At 70.6% G+C, this 15,879-nt stretch carries 15 protein-coding genes; 4 read left to right on the forward strand and 11 right to left on the reverse strand.

Annotated features, from left to right (window positions below):
* Positions 1 to 35: 35 nt before the first annotated feature.
* From ABWO84_RS02820 to ABWO84_RS02860, 9 genes are all read right to left on the reverse strand, one after another.
* The gene (locus tag ABWO84_RS02820; RefSeq protein WP_353112326.1) at positions 36 to 980 is read right to left on the reverse strand and encodes an SIS domain-containing protein; all 945 of its coding nucleotides are present in this window, start codon (positions 978 to 980) and stop codon (positions 36 to 38) included.
* Positions 980 to 1,879: a PfkB family carbohydrate kinase gene (locus tag ABWO84_RS02825; protein ID WP_353112328.1), complete on the reverse strand. Its 900-nt coding sequence runs from the start codon at positions 1,877 to 1,879 to the stop codon at positions 980 to 982. The genes ABWO84_RS02820 and ABWO84_RS02825 overlap by 1 nt, the downstream gene beginning before the upstream one ends.
* Positions 1,879 to 2,319 (reverse strand): secondary thiamine-phosphate synthase enzyme YjbQ, encoded by a 441-nt coding sequence (locus ABWO84_RS02830; protein WP_353112330.1) that lies wholly within the window; start codon positions 2,317 to 2,319, stop codon positions 1,879 to 1,881. The genes ABWO84_RS02825 and ABWO84_RS02830 overlap by 1 nt, the downstream gene beginning before the upstream one ends.
* Positions 2,316 to 4,436, reverse strand: a complete 2,121-nt coding sequence (locus ABWO84_RS02835) for an ADP-ribosylglycohydrolase family protein (protein WP_353112332.1) — start codon at positions 4,434 to 4,436, stop codon at positions 2,316 to 2,318. Before ABWO84_RS02835 ends, ABWO84_RS02830 begins: the two co-directional genes overlap by 4 nt.
* Positions 4,433 to 5,257 carry a carbohydrate ABC transporter permease gene (locus ABWO84_RS02840; protein WP_353112334.1) on the reverse strand — a complete coding sequence of 275 codons (825 nt, stop codon included), beginning with the start codon at positions 5,255 to 5,257 and terminating at the stop codon, positions 4,433 to 4,435. Before ABWO84_RS02840 ends, ABWO84_RS02835 begins: the two co-directional genes overlap by 4 nt.
* Entirely contained in the window at positions 5,254 to 6,192 is a 939-nt protein-coding gene (locus ABWO84_RS02845) for a carbohydrate ABC transporter permease (protein ID WP_353112336.1), read from the reverse strand. Before ABWO84_RS02845 ends, ABWO84_RS02840 begins: the two co-directional genes overlap by 4 nt.
* Before the next feature lie 62 nt (positions 6,193 to 6,254).
* The gene (locus tag ABWO84_RS02850; RefSeq protein WP_353112338.1) at positions 6,255 to 7,610 is read right to left on the reverse strand and encodes an ABC transporter substrate-binding protein; all 1,356 of its coding nucleotides are present in this window, start codon (positions 7,608 to 7,610) and stop codon (positions 6,255 to 6,257) included.
* A 65-nt stretch (positions 7,611 to 7,675) separates the two neighbouring features.
* The gene (locus ABWO84_RS02855) at positions 7,676 to 8,575 is read right to left on the reverse strand and encodes a nucleoside phosphorylase (RefSeq protein WP_353112340.1); all 900 of its coding nucleotides are present in this window, start codon (positions 8,573 to 8,575) and stop codon (positions 7,676 to 7,678) included.
* 37 nt (positions 8,576 to 8,612) lie between these two features.
* Entirely contained in the window at positions 8,613 to 9,512 is a 900-nt protein-coding gene (locus ABWO84_RS02860; RefSeq protein ID WP_353112342.1) for a carbohydrate kinase family protein, read from the reverse strand.
* Positions 9,513 to 9,587: 75 nt separating this feature from the next.
* Between ABWO84_RS02860 and ABWO84_RS02865 the strand changes: the two genes are divergently transcribed.
* Both ABWO84_RS02865 and ABWO84_RS02870 read left to right on the forward strand, forming a co-directional pair.
* Positions 9,588 to 10,532, forward strand: coding sequence for a nucleoside hydrolase (locus ABWO84_RS02865; protein ID WP_353112344.1), 945 nt, complete (start codon positions 9,588 to 9,590; stop codon positions 10,530 to 10,532).
* Entirely contained in the window at positions 10,532 to 11,527 is a 996-nt protein-coding gene (locus ABWO84_RS02870; RefSeq protein ID WP_353112346.1) for an adenosine deaminase, read from the forward strand. Before ABWO84_RS02865 ends, ABWO84_RS02870 begins: the two co-directional genes overlap by 1 nt.
* An 18-nt stretch (positions 11,528 to 11,545) precedes the next feature.
* On the opposite strand, the gene ABWO84_RS02875 is transcribed toward ABWO84_RS02870, so the two are convergent.
* Positions 11,546 to 12,625 (reverse strand): LacI family DNA-binding transcriptional regulator, encoded by a 1,080-nt coding sequence (locus ABWO84_RS02875; RefSeq protein WP_353112348.1) that lies wholly within the window; start codon positions 12,623 to 12,625, stop codon positions 11,546 to 11,548.
* 58 nt (positions 12,626 to 12,683) lie between these two features.
* Between ABWO84_RS02875 and ABWO84_RS02880 the strand changes: the two genes are divergently transcribed.
* Positions 12,684 to 13,907 (forward strand): MFS transporter, encoded by a 1,224-nt coding sequence (locus ABWO84_RS02880; protein WP_353112350.1) that lies wholly within the window; start codon positions 12,684 to 12,686, stop codon positions 13,905 to 13,907.
* Between the two features lie 202 nt (positions 13,908 to 14,109).
* Positions 14,110 to 14,847 carry an endonuclease NucS gene (gene nucS, locus ABWO84_RS02885; protein WP_353112352.1) on the forward strand — a complete coding sequence of 246 codons (738 nt, stop codon included), beginning with the start codon at positions 14,110 to 14,112 and terminating at the stop codon, positions 14,845 to 14,847.
* A gap of 30 nt (positions 14,848 to 14,877) precedes the next feature.
* On the opposite strand, the gene ABWO84_RS02890 is transcribed toward nucS, so the two are convergent.
* On the reverse strand, positions 14,878 to 15,822 hold the full coding sequence (locus tag ABWO84_RS02890; RefSeq protein WP_353112354.1) for a DMT family transporter: 945 nt from the start codon (positions 15,820 to 15,822) through the stop codon (positions 14,878 to 14,880).
* Positions 15,823 to 15,879: the final 57 nt, after the last annotated feature.

The raw sequence follows: 15,879 nt of genomic DNA on the forward strand, positions 1-15,879 counted from the left end.
ACCTAACCGGAGTCGGGGCTCATGGCTGCGGATGATCAGACGACGGCGTGCCCGTCGAGCTTGATGTGGCTGGCGTCCATGTTCACGGCGCCGCCGCGGAACGGCGGACGGCCCCAGCGCGCGGCAGCCGCCTCGGCGACCACCGTTCCCAGCGCCGCACCGGCCAGCTCGTGCAGCACGCCCTCGGCGACGACGGGCACCCGCACCGGGAGGACCGTCTGCCCGGTGTGCTCGAGCGCCGTCGCGAGCCGCTCGAACCGTCCGGCCCCGTGCTCCCCGATCAACTGCACCACCAGCTGCGCCTGCGGTCCGATGAAGTAGTCGACGTGCCCCGACTCCTCCAGAGCCGTGGTGCGCACGGAGACGCCCGTCGCCTCGATGAGCTTGAGCATCCAGAAGTCCGCCGCGCCGCGCAGGTCGGGCAGCGAGAGCAGGGCGATGCCGGCCGGGGCCTCCGAAGGAAGCGTCTCCACGACCGCGTCCAGCAGTGCGCCGCGGGTGCGGAGGTCGGCGGCCAGTGCCCCGGTGGCGCCGGACACGTCCTCGCCGCAGACGGCGGCGACGCCGAGACCCAGCATCAGATGCCCGGCGCAGGGCACGGTCTCGTCGAGCGGCAGGGAGGGGACAAGCTGCACCTCGTCGGCCGCCTCGGCGAGGGGGGAGTCGCCGTTCGAGGTGATCGCGACCGTGCGCATGCCGTTCTCGCGAGCCAGGCGCAGCGCGCGCACGGTGGCACCCGAGGTACCGGAGTGGGAGATCCCCACGACGGTCTCCGCACCGACCGGGAGGCGTCCCATGAAGGTGATGTCACCGGAGGACATGGCACGGTGCCCGTGGGCCTGTGCCAGCAGGCCCGAGGACAGCGAATCGCCGGAGCCGACGAAGACCGCGGAACGGACCGGCGCGGACACCGCCGGGACGACATCGGGCACGACCTCCAGGGCGTCGGCGATGCGGTCGAGGTGGGAGTGGTGGGACATCATTTCTCTTTCTCTTGTCTGGCGATCACGCCGTTGGACGGCGCGGAGAGCGGCTCGGCCGCGATGAGCGCCTCGGCTCCCCATCCGGCGAGCGCGATCCGCGCCACCGACACCCCGAACATCGCGGCGGTGACGAGGTCGGCGCCGACCGCGAGGGCGGCCATGATGGCGGCCGCGGACGAGTCACCGGCGCCGGTGGTCTCGCGCACCTCGACGTCGCGATCCTGAACGATCCATTCCTGCGAAGGCATGATCACGACCATCCCCTCGCGATCGAGACGCGCGACCACCGACACCTGCAGCTCGTCGGAGATGCGGCGAGCGGCGGCGCGGACGTCACCGTCGATCAGGGCGAGCTGGACCCGGCTGGGCAGGAGCACGTCGCCCGCGCACGCGACCCGCCGGAGGTAGTCCATGCCGTCGCGCTGCAACGGAACCTGATGCGGATCGATCCCGACCATCGTCGACGCGGCCGCCGCGGGACGCCGCAGCGGCGAGGAGTCGAGCAGAGCCGCCAGGCGGGGATAGAAGCCCTCGGGCGTGATCGGGTCGTCGTTCGCCGGTGCGACGGTCGGCGCCGACGTCTCGAGCTCGACGGCGGAGGGTGGTGCCACGTCGACGATCCGACGACCGGCGCGGGAGTCGAGGATCCACAGCCGCGGGACGGTCGGCGTCGGCATGCTGGACCCGCGGTCGATGCCGAGGGAGTCGAAGAGCGCGGCGAACCGCGGCTCGTCGTCCGGCAGGCCCGTCGCGACCCGCACGCCGACCCCCTCCACCAGCCGGCCGCCCAGCGCCGCGAAGACCGCGGGACCACCCAGCTGGTCGAAGGCGGCGCCGCGCCCCTCGGCGACCAGATGGTCGACCGAGAGGCCACCGCGGACACCGAGCAGCGGCATCAGAAGCCCTGGACGGCGTACTGGATCGTGCGGTCACGCGGCCCGTCGAGCTCCAGCAGGTAGACGCCCTGACTGTGCCCGATGCCGAGCTCGCCGTCGACGATCGGCAGCTGCAGCGACTGCACGCCGAAGACCAGGCGCACGTGCGCCGCGGCGTCCTGCGGACCGTCGTGCAGGTGCACGAAGGGGCGGTCCACGGGGATCGACTGCTCGATGAAGAGGCGGATGTCCTGCAGCGTGGTCCCGTCGACACCGGAGTTGAAGATGATCGTGCAGGTGGTGTGCGGCACGAAGACATGCAGCACGCCCGTCTCTACCGCACCGCTGACCGCCTCACGCAGCTGGGGAGTGACGTCGACGTAGCCCGTCGGTGCGGGGAAGCCCTCGGCCGGCTTGGTGTTGATCGAGAAGCTCTCCCACTTGCCTGGGGTGGCGCTCATATTCGTTGCCTTTCTTTCTTTCCTGAGGAAGTCGGATGCCGCGGGGAGTCGGTCTCCCGGCGGAGGATGGCGAAGCCGTCGGCGGTGAACGTGCCGCGCTCGACGAGGAACCCGGCGCCGCCGCCTCCTCGGCGGGAGGTGACGCCGCGGGCCACCTCGCTCCCGTCGACCGAGAGGACGACCTCGTCGCCGACGCATCGGAGCTCGACCTGCAGCCGGGTGTCGAGGGGGACGTCGAACGGCACCGCTGCGAGCACCCGCCGCTCGTCTCCGCAGCGGTCGACCAGCAGCGCCTCTCCCCCGGAGAACACGCCCGCGGTGTAGTCGCGATGCCCGCGGGAGCGGACGACCAGCCCGGCCGTGCGGTGCAGGGAGAGCGTGAGCGTGGAGGCGGCCGCGTAGTCGGTCCAGTCCCGCGAGCCGATCGTGACCACGCCGTCGTCGCCGGGATGCGACACGCAGTAGCTGCTGCCGAAGTCCGCCTCCCAGTTGCGCGCCGAGCTGACCCAGGGGGCGAGCGCTGCGGGGTGGGTGTCCCAGATCGACGAGAGCAGCACGCCGCGCTGGCGGAAGTCGTCGGGAGCGCCCCGCCAGTCCACGCGCTCGACCACGAGCTCGGCACCGGCCTGCACGGGCGATGCCTGGAGGCCGAGGCGGAACGGGACGAGGTTGCCGACCGCCGGCACGCGCCACGCGACGTCCTGGGGCTGCTCGACGACGACCTCGTCGCCGAACCGGCTGAGCACCGAGCCCAGCCCGTCGTCATAGAGGGCGAAGAGGCGCACGGCGACCGGCCGGTCCGCGCGGATGCGCACGGCGACCTCGCTGGTCGGGTAGAGCGTGGGGCTCGCGACCGTGGAGAAGTTCGCCATCGCGTCGGCCGGATCGAGGAAGGTGGGCGTCGACACCGACGTCGGGCCCCCGATCGGACAGGAGACCCGCAGGCCTCGCCCGTCGGGGTTGCCGACCTCCTCTCCGCCGGTGCCCAGGTGCGGGCATCCGGTGAAGCCGTGCCGGGAGCCCCGGAAACCGAAGTCGAAGCGCGCCTCCGGACCCGCCGGCTGCTCAGTCCCGCGCAGCAGGTGCGCCGAGCCGATGATCCGGCGAGCCTCCTTCGCCGCATCGGTGATCGCCTCGCCGCCGTCGGCACTGACCACGACCGCCCGGTCCGCGACAGGGTCGCGCAGCGCGGCCGGGATGGCGTCGAGGCCCAGGCGGATCCCGTTGAGGCATCCGATGGTCCCCGCGTTGCTGTCGGTGTCGAAGCCCACCGAGGAGGCGATCGCGACCGCCTTCCCGAAGTCGTCGCCCGCGGCGCGCAGCGCGGCGATCACCATCGCGGAGTTCGACAGCGCATGACAGGGGCCGGGGTAGCGGGCGTAGCCATAGTTCTCGTCGACCCAGGCGCGGGTGTCGCGCCAGTCGTCGCCCTCGCGCACCCGGCCGACGACGTCCTCGACGAGGAGCCGCAGCCGGGCGTCTCCGACCTCTCGGAGGCCGGTCTCGATCAGCGCCTCCAGATCGGCCGTGCCGAAGGCCTCCGCCCGCATCGCGCCGAAGAACGCCGCGGCGTCCAGCGCCACGCCGTCATGGCTCACCGACGCCGCGGCGCGCGTGAGCCGGGCGGCCTCCGCGGGGTCGCCCGGGAGCATCATGCCGAAGGCGTCGGAGAAGATCTGCGCGCCGATCTGCTCCGCCAGGGTCCGCCCGTTCACCGCGATGGACCCGCTCTCGGGCGCGTCGACGCCCGCCTTCAGATTCAGGTAGGCGGTGTGCTCGGTCGACCGTCCGTAGCCTCCCCACCAGAGGATCGTCCTGTCCTCGATGATGTAGTTCAGCCAGCTCCGCCCGACCTCGCGGGCGCCGACCGCCCGCCCCGCGTTGTCCTCCACGGCACGGCCGAACGCGAAGGTCCCGGAGATGTCGTCGTCGGCGACGATGAGCGGGATGCCGAGCTCGGCGCTGACGTAGCGGTCGATGAGGCCGAACCGCCGGTCGATGTCCTCGAAGGGCCACCCCTCCACCGGGCGCCCGAGATACACGCCGACGAGCTTGCCGACGACGCCCGCGTACACCCTTTCCGCGTAGGCGCCGTCGAGAGGGGATACCGTGCTCATCCCTTGACCGCCCCGCTGGCCATGCCGTCCACGACGAAGCGCTGCAGGGCGATGAACACGATGAGGATCGGGACGATGAGGATCAGCGCGCCCGCCATCATGGTGCCGATGTCCGTGCTGAACGTGCCGTTCATCGTGAGGAAGCCGAGCGTGAGGGTCTTGGTGTCGCGGCCCTGCAGGAAGGTCGAGGAGATGAGGAACTCGTTCCAGGCGTTGAGACCGACGATCACACCGACCGTGATGAGCCCGGGGCGCACCATCGGCAGCAGCACACGGGTGACGAGCTGAAAGGTGTTGAGGCCGTCGACCAGCGCCGCCTCCTCGATCTCCGCCGGCACGCCGAGGAAGAAGGTCCGCATCAGGAACGTCGCGAAGGGCATGTTGATGGCGGCGAGGATCACGCCCACCACGAACACGTTGTCGGTGAGCCCGGCGCCGGCGGCCGCGGAGTAGAGCGGGAAGATGAACAGCTGCACCGGCACCGTCATGGCCATCGTGAAGTAGACCATGATGAGCGGCCAGGTGCGCACCTTCTGACCCGCGAGCACGTATCCCGCGAGTCCCGAGCAGATCAGCACCACCACGACGGTGGTCCCGGTGAGCAGGATGCTGTTGACGAACCCCTCGGAGAACCGCCCGTACTCCCAGGCGGTCGCGAAGTTCTCGAAGCTCAGGCTCTTCGGCAGCACGAAGGGGTTGCCCAGGATCTCGCTGTTGCTCTTGAAGCTGTTCAGCAGGACGAGCACGAGCGGCACGAGCGCGGTGACGGCGAAGACCGCCAGCACGAGATGGCTCACGGTGAGCCGGATGCGACGTCTCATTTGGCGAGGTCCCTTCGGCTGATCCAGGTGTAGGCGACCGAGGCGAGCAACCCGAAGAAGCTCATGATGAGCCCGACGGCGGCGGCCTTCCCGAACTGGAACGACGAGAACGCGAAGGCGTAGGCGTAGGTGCCCATCACCTCGCTCGAATGAGCCGGGCCCCCCTGGGTGAGCAGGTAGACGTAGTCGAAGGCGAGGAACGAGAAGATCACCGTCATCACGCCCATCAGCAGCAGCGTCGGACGGATGCTGGGCAGGTAGACGTGCAGGAACACCTTCCAGCTGCCGGCGCCGTCGACCGTCGCCGCCTCGACCTGATCGATCGGGGTCTGCCTCATCGCGCCGAGGTACACGACGGTGAGGAATCCCCAGTAGTGCCACATGTCGACCGCCGCGGCGGCGTAGAGCGCCGTACCCTGCGACGCGGTCGGAGGGGCGATGCCGAGGAGCCCGAAGACGCCTCCGTTGGGGTTGTAGATGATGGCCTGCCAGACCATCGCGTTCACCACGGGAGCGAGCACGTACGGCATGAGGAAGATGACCTGGTAGAAGGTCCGCATCCTCTTCCTCTTGAGCAGCAGCACCGCGGTGAGGAGGCCGATGACCGCCGGGACGGTGAGGAAGAGCACCAGCCAGGTGATGTTGTTCGTCAGCGAGGTGGCGAACACCGGGTCGGCGAGGATCTCCTGGAAGTTCTTCAGCCCGACGAAAGCGGGATCGAAGCCGATGCCGTTCCAGTCGGTGAACGCGAAGAGCAGGGTGAGGATGCCCGGGATCACGACCACCACGACCGAGAGCAGCAGCGCGGGCGCGACCAGGAGGTAGCTGCGCAGGGTCTGCTTGCGGAAATGGCTTCCGCGGCGGGCTCCGCCCGACGGCTCTGATCGCGGGCGTCGTCCGCGGGCCCCGACGGCGGGCACGAGGGTGGTCTGCATGAGATGTCCTTCGACGGTGGATGCGGGGTGCGGGTCCGTGGCGCGGACCCGCACCCGATCGATCAGGAGGCGGGCTCGGGGAGGGGCGGAACCAGCCCCTTCGCCTTCTCGCCCTCGAAGACCTTCTGCACGTTCGCGAGGAACTGCTCCGCGGTGACGTTGCCGAGCCACACCGAGTCGATGTCCGTCAGCGCGGCCGCGGTGGCCGGCGGGAAGAACGTGCCGACGAAGTAGCCGTAGTGGCCCTCGTTGACGCCGGAGATCGTCTCGTGCATCGCCGTGACGAACGGCTGGGAGAGTCCGCTGAAGTCCTTGGCGTCGAGCGCGAAGTCCTTGAGCGGCACCGCCCAGTAACCCGGCCAGGTCTTGTTCATCTCCTTGGCGAACTTGTCGGTCATCATGAAGTCGATGACCTCGGCGGCGCCGTCCTTGTTCTTCGATGCCGCGTTGATCGACAGCGAGGCCGTGGTGCCGAGCGTGTAGTACGGGCTGGGCAGATCGGGGTTGATCGTCGGGAACGCCATGTACCCGAGATCCGCGGTGTTGCCGGCGTCGTCGTTGAAGTAGTTCGACGCGAACTGGAAGGCGAGGCTCGGCCCGATGAAGAACGGCGACTTGCCCTGGCTGAGCAGCTTCATCGACTGGTCGAAGTTGAGGTTGGGGTAGTCCTTGCCGCCCAGGTATCCGGCCTTGTAGAAGTCGGCGGAGTCGTTCACGGCCTTGACGAGCGCGGGGTCCGTCCACGGGATGGTGCCCTGCAGCGCGTCGTACATCGTCTTCCCGCCCGCGACCTGCGACATGAAGAGCGAGATGTAGTTCTGGTTGACCGGCTTCCATCCCTGGTTGCCGGTGACCGAGGAGTAGAGCCCCTTCTCGGCGGCCTTGTCCATCACCGACACGAAGTCGGCATAGTCCTTCGGCACCTCGACGCCGAGGGTGTCGAGCACCTTCTTGTTGTAGAAGACGCCGATGTCCTCGATCGAGTTGGGCAGCGAGTAGAGCTTCCCGTCGACGGTGCCCGACTCGTACATCGAGTCGAGGATGCGGTCCTTCCAGCCGTACTTCTCCGCGTACGGGGTCATGTCGGCGAGCTTGCCCTCGGCCGCGTAGGCGGAGGAGAAGGCCGGGCCCGAGCCGTAGACGATGTCCGGTCCGCGGTTGGCGCTGAGCGCGACCTGGATGTTCTTGTCGACCGCGTTGTCGAAGTTCACCTCGAGCTCGTACTTGTCCTGCGAGGCGTTGAAGCCTTCGACGAGAACCTTCTGCATCGTCTTCTGCTGCGCCGGGGGCGCCCCCCAGAACCACAGTTCCAGCTTCTCGCGGCCGCCGCCCTGGCCGCCGCCGCTGCATCCGGTGAGGGCGAGCGCAGCGGCGGCCACCATGCTCGCCGCCGCGATCGCGGTCTTCTTCCTGTTCATGGCTGTGTACTCCTCGTCGGGTACGGGATAGGTTGTATTGATGTTATAACCACTATATTTTTGTGTCAAGGGTTCGCCGACGCCAGGAGCCCCGCACCGGCGTCCGCGGCGGCGTCCAGAGCGGCGAGCTCGACCAGTCCCTCCAGCGCGATGTCCATCCCCGAGGCGTGTCCCGCGCCGGCGACGAAGGACCTCCCGGCGATGACGTTGTCCGCCACCGAGCACACCGATCCGCCGCGCTTGCCGAACAGCGCGGCCAACGTCACGATCGCCGCGGACTCCCGGTCGCCGTTGAGCACGCCGGCCCGGGCCCAGGTGTCGAGGATGTCGACGTGCCACGGCTGGAAGTACCCGCCGACGGACGGACGGCCCACCCCGCAGAAGTCGCTGTCGCTCGACCGGGTGACCCCGATGTGGAAGGGCTGTCCCAGCCGGCCCGCGGCGCGCGCCATCGCGATGACCACGTCGTGCGAGGCGACCGCGGGGTACGACGCGGGCACGTAGGCCTGCGTCATCCCCTCGTCGCGGACCACGCCCGAGGCGATCACCACGTCTCCGGGCTCGACCTTCGGGTGATAGCCCCCGGAGCCGCCCACCCGGATGAACGTGTCGGCGTCGGTGAACTCGAGGAGCTCGTGCATGATGAGCTCCGCCTCCGGCGACCCGCTGCCACCCGAGACGACGGTCACGGGCACGCCGCGATAGGAGCCCGTCCACGTCGTGAACATCCCGGACGCGCCGATCCTCTCGGCGTCGTCGAGCCGGCGGGCGAGCTGCGTCGCGGGGTCCTCGTCGTAGGCGCAGAGCGGATCCCGGACGGTCAGCAGCACGTAGCGCGCCACCCGGAGCGGATCGATCTGCGAGAGCGCGGGCCGTCCGTCGACCAGCAGGCCCCGCCGCGGCACGTTCTCCGCATACCGGTACTCGTCGTACAGCCGGTGCGGGTTCCAGGGCGTCGTCGTCATCTGCTCCTCCATCTGTTCCAGGTGTGCGCGACCGCGGTCATCCGCGGACGATGGGCACGCGTCCCGCCGCCGCGGCCACGGCCGTGCGGAGCGCGTCGTCGACCTCGGGGGCGCCGGGCGCCGCGACCACGGCGGCCGCGGCGGCCGCGGCGACGGTCGCCGCCGCGACATGATCCCCGGAGCGGGCGTATGCCGCCAGGAACGCCCCGGAGTAGCTGTTCCCGCCGCCGGTGGGATCGAGGGCGGGCGTGGGCGCCGTGCCGATCCGGTGCCGTCGCCCGCCCTCGCTCAGCAGCGAGCCGTGCTCCCCGCGGCGGAGCACCACCACTCCCCCGCCGAGCCGGTCCAGGGCGGCGGCGAGGTCGTCCTCGCCGGTCAGCATCCGCGCCTCCGTCGCGTTGATCGACAGCACGTCGACCTCCCGGAGGATCCCGCGCACGGCGTCGAGGTGCTCGGGCCGGCAGGAGTCGAGCGAGATCTCCCAGAGCAGCGGCCCGGAGAACGACCGCCGGAAGGCCGAGACCTCGTCCCAGTAGGCCGGATCGTGGTCGTGGAAGAGGTATACGCCTTCCAGCGGTGCAGCGCCCTGCGGGATGTGCCGAGGCAACGGCGTGTGCGCGTGGAAGTGGTCGAGCCCGTGGACGGGCGTCTCGATCCGCTCGCCGTCCGCGAAGTACTGGATCCGGGTCCGCGGGGAGTGCTCCCCCACGTCGAAGAGCCCTTCCGCCGAGATGCCGCGGGCGGCGCACCAGGCGGTCATCAGCGGGCGGTCGTCCCGACCCACGCCGGAGACGAGCGCGGTGCCGCCCGCGGGGCCGGCGAGCGCGGCGCCGACCGCGGCGTAGGCGCCCGCACCGCCGATCGAGGTCCCCACCGAACGCCCCTCGGCATCCGCCACCTCGTCGACGACGATGTGCGACAGGACTGCTACCGGCATGACTGCTCCCTCGCATCGTATGGTTGTTATGTTTACAATACCCATACACGCCGACGCGCACCATGGAGGACACCGATGAAGGTTCTGATCGACACCGACCCGGGCATGGACGACGCCCTCGCGATCTCCCTCGCCCACAAGTCCGACGCGCTCTCGATCGAGGCGATCACGACCGTGACGGGCAATCTGCCGAGCGACCGCACCTCGGCGAACGCGCTCCGGGTGCTCGACCTGCTCGGCGCGGACGACGTCCCCGTCGCCCAGGGCCCGCTCGTCCCCCTCGGAGGCGACTACCCGTCCGATCCGTTCTCCCACGGCAGCGACGGCCTGGCCGAGTCGCACCTCCCCGCCTCGCGGCGCGACCTCGACCCCCGCAGCGCCGCGCAGCTGATCGTCGACACGGTGCACGGAGAGCCCGGCGGCATCTCGATCTGCGCTCTCGGCCCCCTGACCAACATCGCGCTCGCCCTGGAGATCGATCCCGATCTGCCCGCGAAGGTCGAGCAGCTGATCATCATCGGCGGTGCGTTCGGCGCCACCCCCTACGCGTGGTCCCAGGCGACCGGCGACAATCCGACCAGCGAGTGGAACGTCTTCGTCGACCCGGAGGCCGCGAAGATCGTGTTCAACGCCGGGTTCCGGATGCTGGCGATCGGCCTCGACGTCGCCACGCACCCCGCGATCAACTTCCGCGACGAGGACCTGGAAAGGCTGCGCGCATCGCAGAACGCCGAGGCGCAGCTCGCGGCGCGTATCGTCGACTTCGTGCACGGTCGCGGATACCAGAGCTACTGCTCCCTCATCGACAGCACGGCGGTCGCCGCGCTGATCGACCCGACCCTCGTGACGGTGGAACGGGTGCGCTGCGACGTGGAGACCGAGGGCCGGCTCACGCGGGGGATGACGGTGGTCGACCGGCGTCGGCACCACCGCTGGGACGACCTGCCCGAGATCGACATCGCCGTCGGCTTCGACCACGCGCGCTTCCTCGACCTCGTCACCGAGGAGCTGTGCCGCTGATGGTCGCCGGCATCCGCGCAGAGCGCGCCGCACTCCCCTTCTGCGAACTGCACGTGCACATCGAGGGGACGCTCGAGCCCGCCACGATCTTCGCGCTCGCGAAGGCGAAGGGCCTCCCCCTGCCGTACGACTCGGAGGAGGAGCTGCGCTCGGCCTACCGGTTCGGCGACCTGCAGGCCTTCCTCGACGTCTACTACCGCAACATGTCGGTGCTGCGCACCGAGGACGACTTCTTCGAGCTCGCGGCCGCGTACCTCCGGCGCGCGCACGCCGCCGGGATCGCGCACGCCGAGGTGTTCGTCGACCCGCAGGCCCACACCCGGCGCGGCGTCACGGAGGGCACGGTGCTCGCAGGACTGTCGCGCGCCATCGCGGTCGTCGCCCCCGAGCTGGGGATGACGGCCTCGATCATCGTCTGCGTGCTCCGCGACGAGCCCCCGGCCGAGGCGGAACGCACGCTCGATCGCGTCCTCGAGTCGGGGCATCCGGTGATCGGACTCGGGCTGGACTCCGCCGAGCGCGGCAACCCGCCCGCACTCTTCCGCTCCGTCTTCGACCGTGCGCGCGACGCCGGCCTGCGGCTGGTCGCGCACGCCGGGGAGGAGGGTCCCGCGGACTACGTGCGGGAGGCCCTCGACGTGCTGGGCGTGCAGCGGATCGACCACGGCAACCACGCCCTCGACGACGCCGGGCTGGTCGACCGGCTGGTGCGCGAGCAGATCCCGCTCACCATGTGCCCGCTGTCCAACGTGCGCCTCAAGGGCATCCCGGGCATCGACGCGTTCCCGCTGCGCCGGGCGCTCGACGCCGGGCTGCTCGTGACGATCAACTCGGACGACCCTGCCTACTTCGGCGGCTATCTGGACGACAACCTCGACGCCCTCATCGGGTGCTTCGCCCTCGGACGGGACGACCTCCGGCTGCTGGCGGCCAACTCGGTGCGCGCGAGCTTCCTCCCCGACGACGCGAAGCAGGCTCTCCTGGCGCGGATCTGAGCCGGCGCCGCCCGCAACTCAGCGCGGGGCGGGGCGGTCCTCGGCACGGGGCGGGGCGGTGGTCGACCCCTCGCGGAAGCGGCAGGTCAGATGCACCGTCTCTCCCGGCTCGCCGGCGAGCATCCGTGCCACCTGCTCCCCCGCCAGACGCCCCTTCTCCCCCGCCGGCTGCACCACTGTGGTGAGCTGGTGGTCGCCGAGACCGTCCACCGCGATGCCGTCGAAGCCCGCGACGCTGACGTCCTCCGGCACCCGCAGGCCCAGTTCCTCGGCGGCGCGGATCACGCCGACGGCCAGCAGGTCGCTCTGCGCGAGCACGGCGGTGGGGCGGCGGGCGGGGTCGGACAGCAGTGCGCGCCCCGCGAGCACGCCTTCGTCGATGAGGCTCGCCGCGGCGGTGACCGCGGGGGCGCCGGGGTAGACCTCGCGCATCCCGGCGAGCCGGTCCAGGGTGACGTCGGTGGTGGCGCGCTCAAGGCGCTCGGGGGTGATCGGACCGCGTTCGCGCGCCCCGTCGAGGGCGAGCGTCACCAGCCCGACATGTCTATGCCCCAATCGGAATACATGGCGTGCGACCGTGGCGCTCGCCTCGCGGTTGTCGAGGGTGATCTGCGGGACGCCCTCCCCCGCATCGCCCTCGATCACCACCGCGGGCAGTCCGCGCGCCCGCACGATCTCCAGCGCGGAGCGCGCCCTCCCGGAGCATCCGATGAGCACGACCGCGTCGACCGGGGCATCGGCGATCGGCGGGGCGCCGTCCCCGGTCGGATCGTCGCGCAGCAGCAGGAGGCCGGCGCTCACCTCGGCGAGCGCATCGGTCAGGCGGTCCATCATCACCGTCGTCACCGGATCGAGGAAGGCGTGCCGCAGATCGCCGCCCAGCACGACGGCGACGATGCCGCTGCGCCCCCGCCGCAGTGACGCCGCGCGCGGATCGGGACCGGCGTAGTCGAGCTCGGCCGCGGCGTCGAGCACCCGCTGCCGGGTGTCCTCGCTCACACTCACCTTGCCGCTGAAGACGACCGAGGCGGTCGAGGTCGACACTCCCGCCACGCGAGCGACGTCCGCCAGCGTGGGTCGCCTCCCAGGACTGCTCATCCTCCGAGCATAGCTCGCGGGTTTCCAGAGATCGAATCGATTCGATACGCTGTTCCCCATGGACACAGCCCTGACCCGCTCGCAGTTCGTCCGCTGGCGCGCGGCGATCTTCGCCATCTTCCTCGCCAGCGGCCTGTCGATCGCGACGTGGGCCTCCCGCGTCCCCGACATCAAGTCGGCCCTGGAGATCGACAAGGCGCAGGTCGGGATGCTGCTCCTCAGCATGGGCATCGCCTCGATCATCGGCATCTCCACCAGCCCGGCGGTCATGGCGCGCACCGGCGCCCGTGTCGGGATGCTGGTGACGATGCTCTCGTTCGGCGTCGGCGTCGCCCTCATCGGCCTCGGGACGAACGTGTTCGGCTCACTGCCCGTCGTCGTGATCGGCCTCGTGCTGTTCGGCTTCGGCAACGGGAGCCTCGACGTGATGATGAACGTCGAGGCCACGGCGATCGAACAGCACATGGGCAAGACGATCCTCCCCGTGTTCCACGCCTTCTTCAGCTTCGGCACGGTGATCGGAGCCGGTCTCGGCGCGCTCGCGGTGCACCTCGGCCTCGACGTCGCGACCCACACGATCGTCGTCGCCGTGATCATCATGGCGGGCGCCCTCGTCTGCTTCCTCAACGTGCCGGTGCGCGACGAGGCGCTCGATCCCGAGCCTGCGGAGAAGCCCGCCTGGCGCGAGCGGATGCACGTCGCGCTCTCCGCCTGGCGCGAGCCCCGTACCTATGCGCTGGGCGTCGTGATGCTCGGCATGTCCTTCGCCGAGGGGGGAGCGAACGACTGGCTGGCACTCGGCGTCGTGGAGGGGCATCACGCCGATCCCGCGCTCGGTGCCGCGGCCCTCGCGGTCTTCTCGGTCGCGATGACCGTCGTGCGCCTGTTCGGCGGCCCCCTGGTCGACCGGTTCGGCCGCGTCGTCGTGCTCCGCGTGCTGGCGGTCGCGGCGGCGGGCGGCATCCTGCTGTTCATCCTCGCGCCCAGCCTCCCGCTGGTGTTCCTCGGCGCGGCGCTGTGGGGGATCGGGGCGTCCCTCGGGTTCCCTCTCGGCATGTCCGCCGCGGCGGACGACCCGGCGAAGGCGGCCGCACGCGTGAGCGCAGCCGCGACGATCGGGTACGTGGCGTTCCTCGGGGGCCCGCCGATCCTCGGGTTCATCAGCAACCACATCGGGCTGCTGAACACGCTGTTCATCCTCGTCGCCCTCGCCGCCTTCTCCGGCCTGTTCTCCGGCGCCGCCCGCCCCCTCCGCGAGGACGAGATGTCCGAGAAGCCCTGACGCCCTCCGTCTCCCGTGCCCTCCGTTTCCCTCCGCGTTTCACCTTCCCTCCGCGTTTCACCGTCTATTCGTCGCAAAGTCCCGTTATTCGGACTGCATAACGGGACTTTGCGACGAATAGACGGGTCCGAGGACGGGTCCAGGGACGGGGCCGGGGGAGGGAGCCGGGACGCGACGGGACCAGACGAAGTAGGCTCGACGGGTGCGTCTCGTCATCGCCCGCTGCGCCGTGGACTACACCGGCCGCCTCAACGCCCATCTCCCGCTCGCCACCCGCCTGCTGGTGCACAAGGGCGACGGCAGCCTGCTCGTGCACTCGGACGGCGGCAGCTACAAGCCGCTCAACTGGATGAGCCCGCCCTGCACGCTCGCCTCCGAGGAGCCGGGCGAGGAGGAGGCGTCGGCCGGGGTCCTCGAGGTGTGGCGCGTCACCCACAAGAAGACCGGCGATGCGCTCCGCGTGCAGATCTACGAGGTGCTGCACGACTCGAACCACGACCTCGGGATCGACCCGGGCCTGCAGAAGGACGGCGTCGAGGCCGACCTGCAGCGCCTGCTCGCCGAGCAGGTCGAGCTCGTCGCCGAAGGGGCGACCCTCGTGCGCCGCGAGTTCCCCACGGCGATCGGCCCCGTCGACCTCATGGTGCGCGATCCCGACGGCGTCGCGATCGAGGTCGCCGACGAGTCCGCGACCGGGGGAGCCCGCCACATCGCAGTCGAGGTGAAGCGGAAGGCCGGGATCGACGCCGTGGAGCAGCTCACGAGATATCTCGAGCTCCTGAACCGCGACTCGCACCTCGCGCCGGTCCGCGGCGTGCTGGCCGCCCAGAGCATCGCCCCACAGGCCCGCACGCTCGCCGGAGACCGCGGCATCGAGGTGCTGCTGCTCGACTACGACGCGATGAAGGGCGTCGAATCGGGTGTCCCCACCCTCTTCTAGACCCTCCTCTCCCGGGCCCCGTACCCGGCGTCAGGCCTGTGGCGAGGAGCTCCGGCGGCGCCGCAGCCGCCCCTGCGCGACCGCGATCCCGAGGATCACCACCACCGCACCGACCGGCTCGTTCCACGTCACCGTCTCGGACAGCACGAGCACACCGAGCGCGACGCCGACCACCGGCGTGAGGTACGTGACGGTCGAGGCGTTCGTCGCGCCCCAGGCCGCCACGATGTTGGTGTTCCACACGTAGGCGACGCCGGTGCCCAGCGCCCCCAGGGCGAGGATCGCCAGCACGACGGCGGGGGACACGCGCACCGGTGTCATCGCGATGAACGGTGCGAGCAGGAGCATGACCGCGGCGCCGAGCCCGACCTGCACCGTGGCGACGGGGATCGCATCGAGACCGCGAGGCGCCACGAACCGCCGCAGATAGACGAACGCCGTCCCGTAGCAGGCGGTCGCGCCCAGGCACGCGGCCTGGGCCCAGGCGTCGCCGCCGCCGAGCCCGTTCCACGGACCCAGCACGATCAGCACTCCGCAGAAGCCCACGATCAGCCCGAGGATGCCGGCCCTGGTCGGGCGCTCGGCCCGCAGGGCGACCAGGGAGACGAGCACGGTCATGAGCGGGGTCGTCGCGTTGTAGATGCTCGCGAGCCCGGACGAGATGCCCTGCTGCGCCCAGGCGAAGAGGAGGAACGGGAACACGCACAGCAGCAGCCCCACCACGAACAGATGCCCCCAGACCGCGGGGCTGCGGGGGAGCCGTCGACGTCCGATCGCGCAGATGAGCGCGAGCGCGATCGCGCCGGACACCAGGCGTCCGAGCACGACCTGCACGGGGGAGAGGCCGGTGAGGCCCACCGCGACGAAGAGGAAGCTCGACCCCCAGATCAGAGCGAGCAGCACGAACTGCGCCAGGATCGTCCGCTGCCGCGGACGGCTCCGCGCCTCCGCGACGGCACCGGCGGTGTCGGTCATCGCGCCTCCTTCTCTCCGCTCCCATCCTGCAGCAGGAGGGCGCGTCGCACCGGCGGT

Source organism: Microbacterium sp., from assembly GCF_040394595.1.
Classification (GTDB): Bacteria; Actinomycetota; Actinomycetes; order Actinomycetales; family Microbacteriaceae; genus Microbacterium.

What these genes read in the sequence shown, in the direction of transcription:
- ABWO84_RS02820 (WP_353112326.1), bottom strand. Translation starts at nt 980, where the DNA reads ATGTCCCACCACTCCCACCTCGACCGCATCGCCGACGCCCTGGAGGTC.
- ABWO84_RS02825 (WP_353112328.1), bottom strand. Translation starts at nt 1,879, where the DNA reads ATGCCGCTGCTCGGTGTCCGCGGTGGCCTCTCGGTCGACCATCTGGTC.
- ABWO84_RS02830 (WP_353112330.1), bottom strand. Translation starts at nt 2,319, where the DNA reads ATGAGCGCCACCCCAGGCAAGTGGGAGAGCTTCTCGATCAACACCAAG.
- ABWO84_RS02835 (WP_353112332.1), bottom strand. Translation starts at nt 4,436, where the DNA reads ATGAGCACGGTATCCCCTCTCGACGGCGCCTACGCGGAAAGGGTGTAC.
- ABWO84_RS02840 (WP_353112334.1), bottom strand. Translation starts at nt 5,257, where the DNA reads ATGAGACGTCGCATCCGGCTCACCGTGAGCCATCTCGTGCTGGCGGTC.
- ABWO84_RS02845 (WP_353112336.1), bottom strand. Translation starts at nt 6,192, where the DNA reads ATGCAGACCACCCTCGTGCCCGCCGTCGGGGCCCGCGGACGACGCCCG.
- ABWO84_RS02850 (WP_353112338.1), bottom strand. Translation starts at nt 7,610, where the DNA reads ATGAACAGGAAGAAGACCGCGATCGCGGCGGCGAGCATGGTGGCCGCC.
- ABWO84_RS02855 (WP_353112340.1), bottom strand. Translation starts at nt 8,575, where the DNA reads ATGACGACGACGCCCTGGAACCCGCACCGGCTGTACGACGAGTACCGG.
- ABWO84_RS02860 (WP_353112342.1), bottom strand. Translation starts at nt 9,512, where the DNA reads ATGCCGGTAGCAGTCCTGTCGCACATCGTCGTCGACGAGGTGGCGGAT.
- ABWO84_RS02865 (WP_353112344.1), top strand. Translation starts at nt 9,588, where the DNA reads ATGAAGGTTCTGATCGACACCGACCCGGGCATGGACGACGCCCTCGCG.
- ABWO84_RS02870 (WP_353112346.1), top strand. Translation starts at nt 10,532, where the DNA reads ATGGTCGCCGGCATCCGCGCAGAGCGCGCCGCACTCCCCTTCTGCGAA.
- ABWO84_RS02875 (WP_353112348.1), bottom strand. Translation starts at nt 12,625, where the DNA reads ATGAGCAGTCCTGGGAGGCGACCCACGCTGGCGGACGTCGCTCGCGTG.
- ABWO84_RS02880 (WP_353112350.1), top strand. Translation starts at nt 12,684, where the DNA reads ATGGACACAGCCCTGACCCGCTCGCAGTTCGTCCGCTGGCGCGCGGCG.
- ABWO84_RS02890 (WP_353112354.1), bottom strand. Translation starts at nt 15,822, where the DNA reads ATGACCGACACCGCCGGTGCCGTCGCGGAGGCGCGGAGCCGTCCGCGG.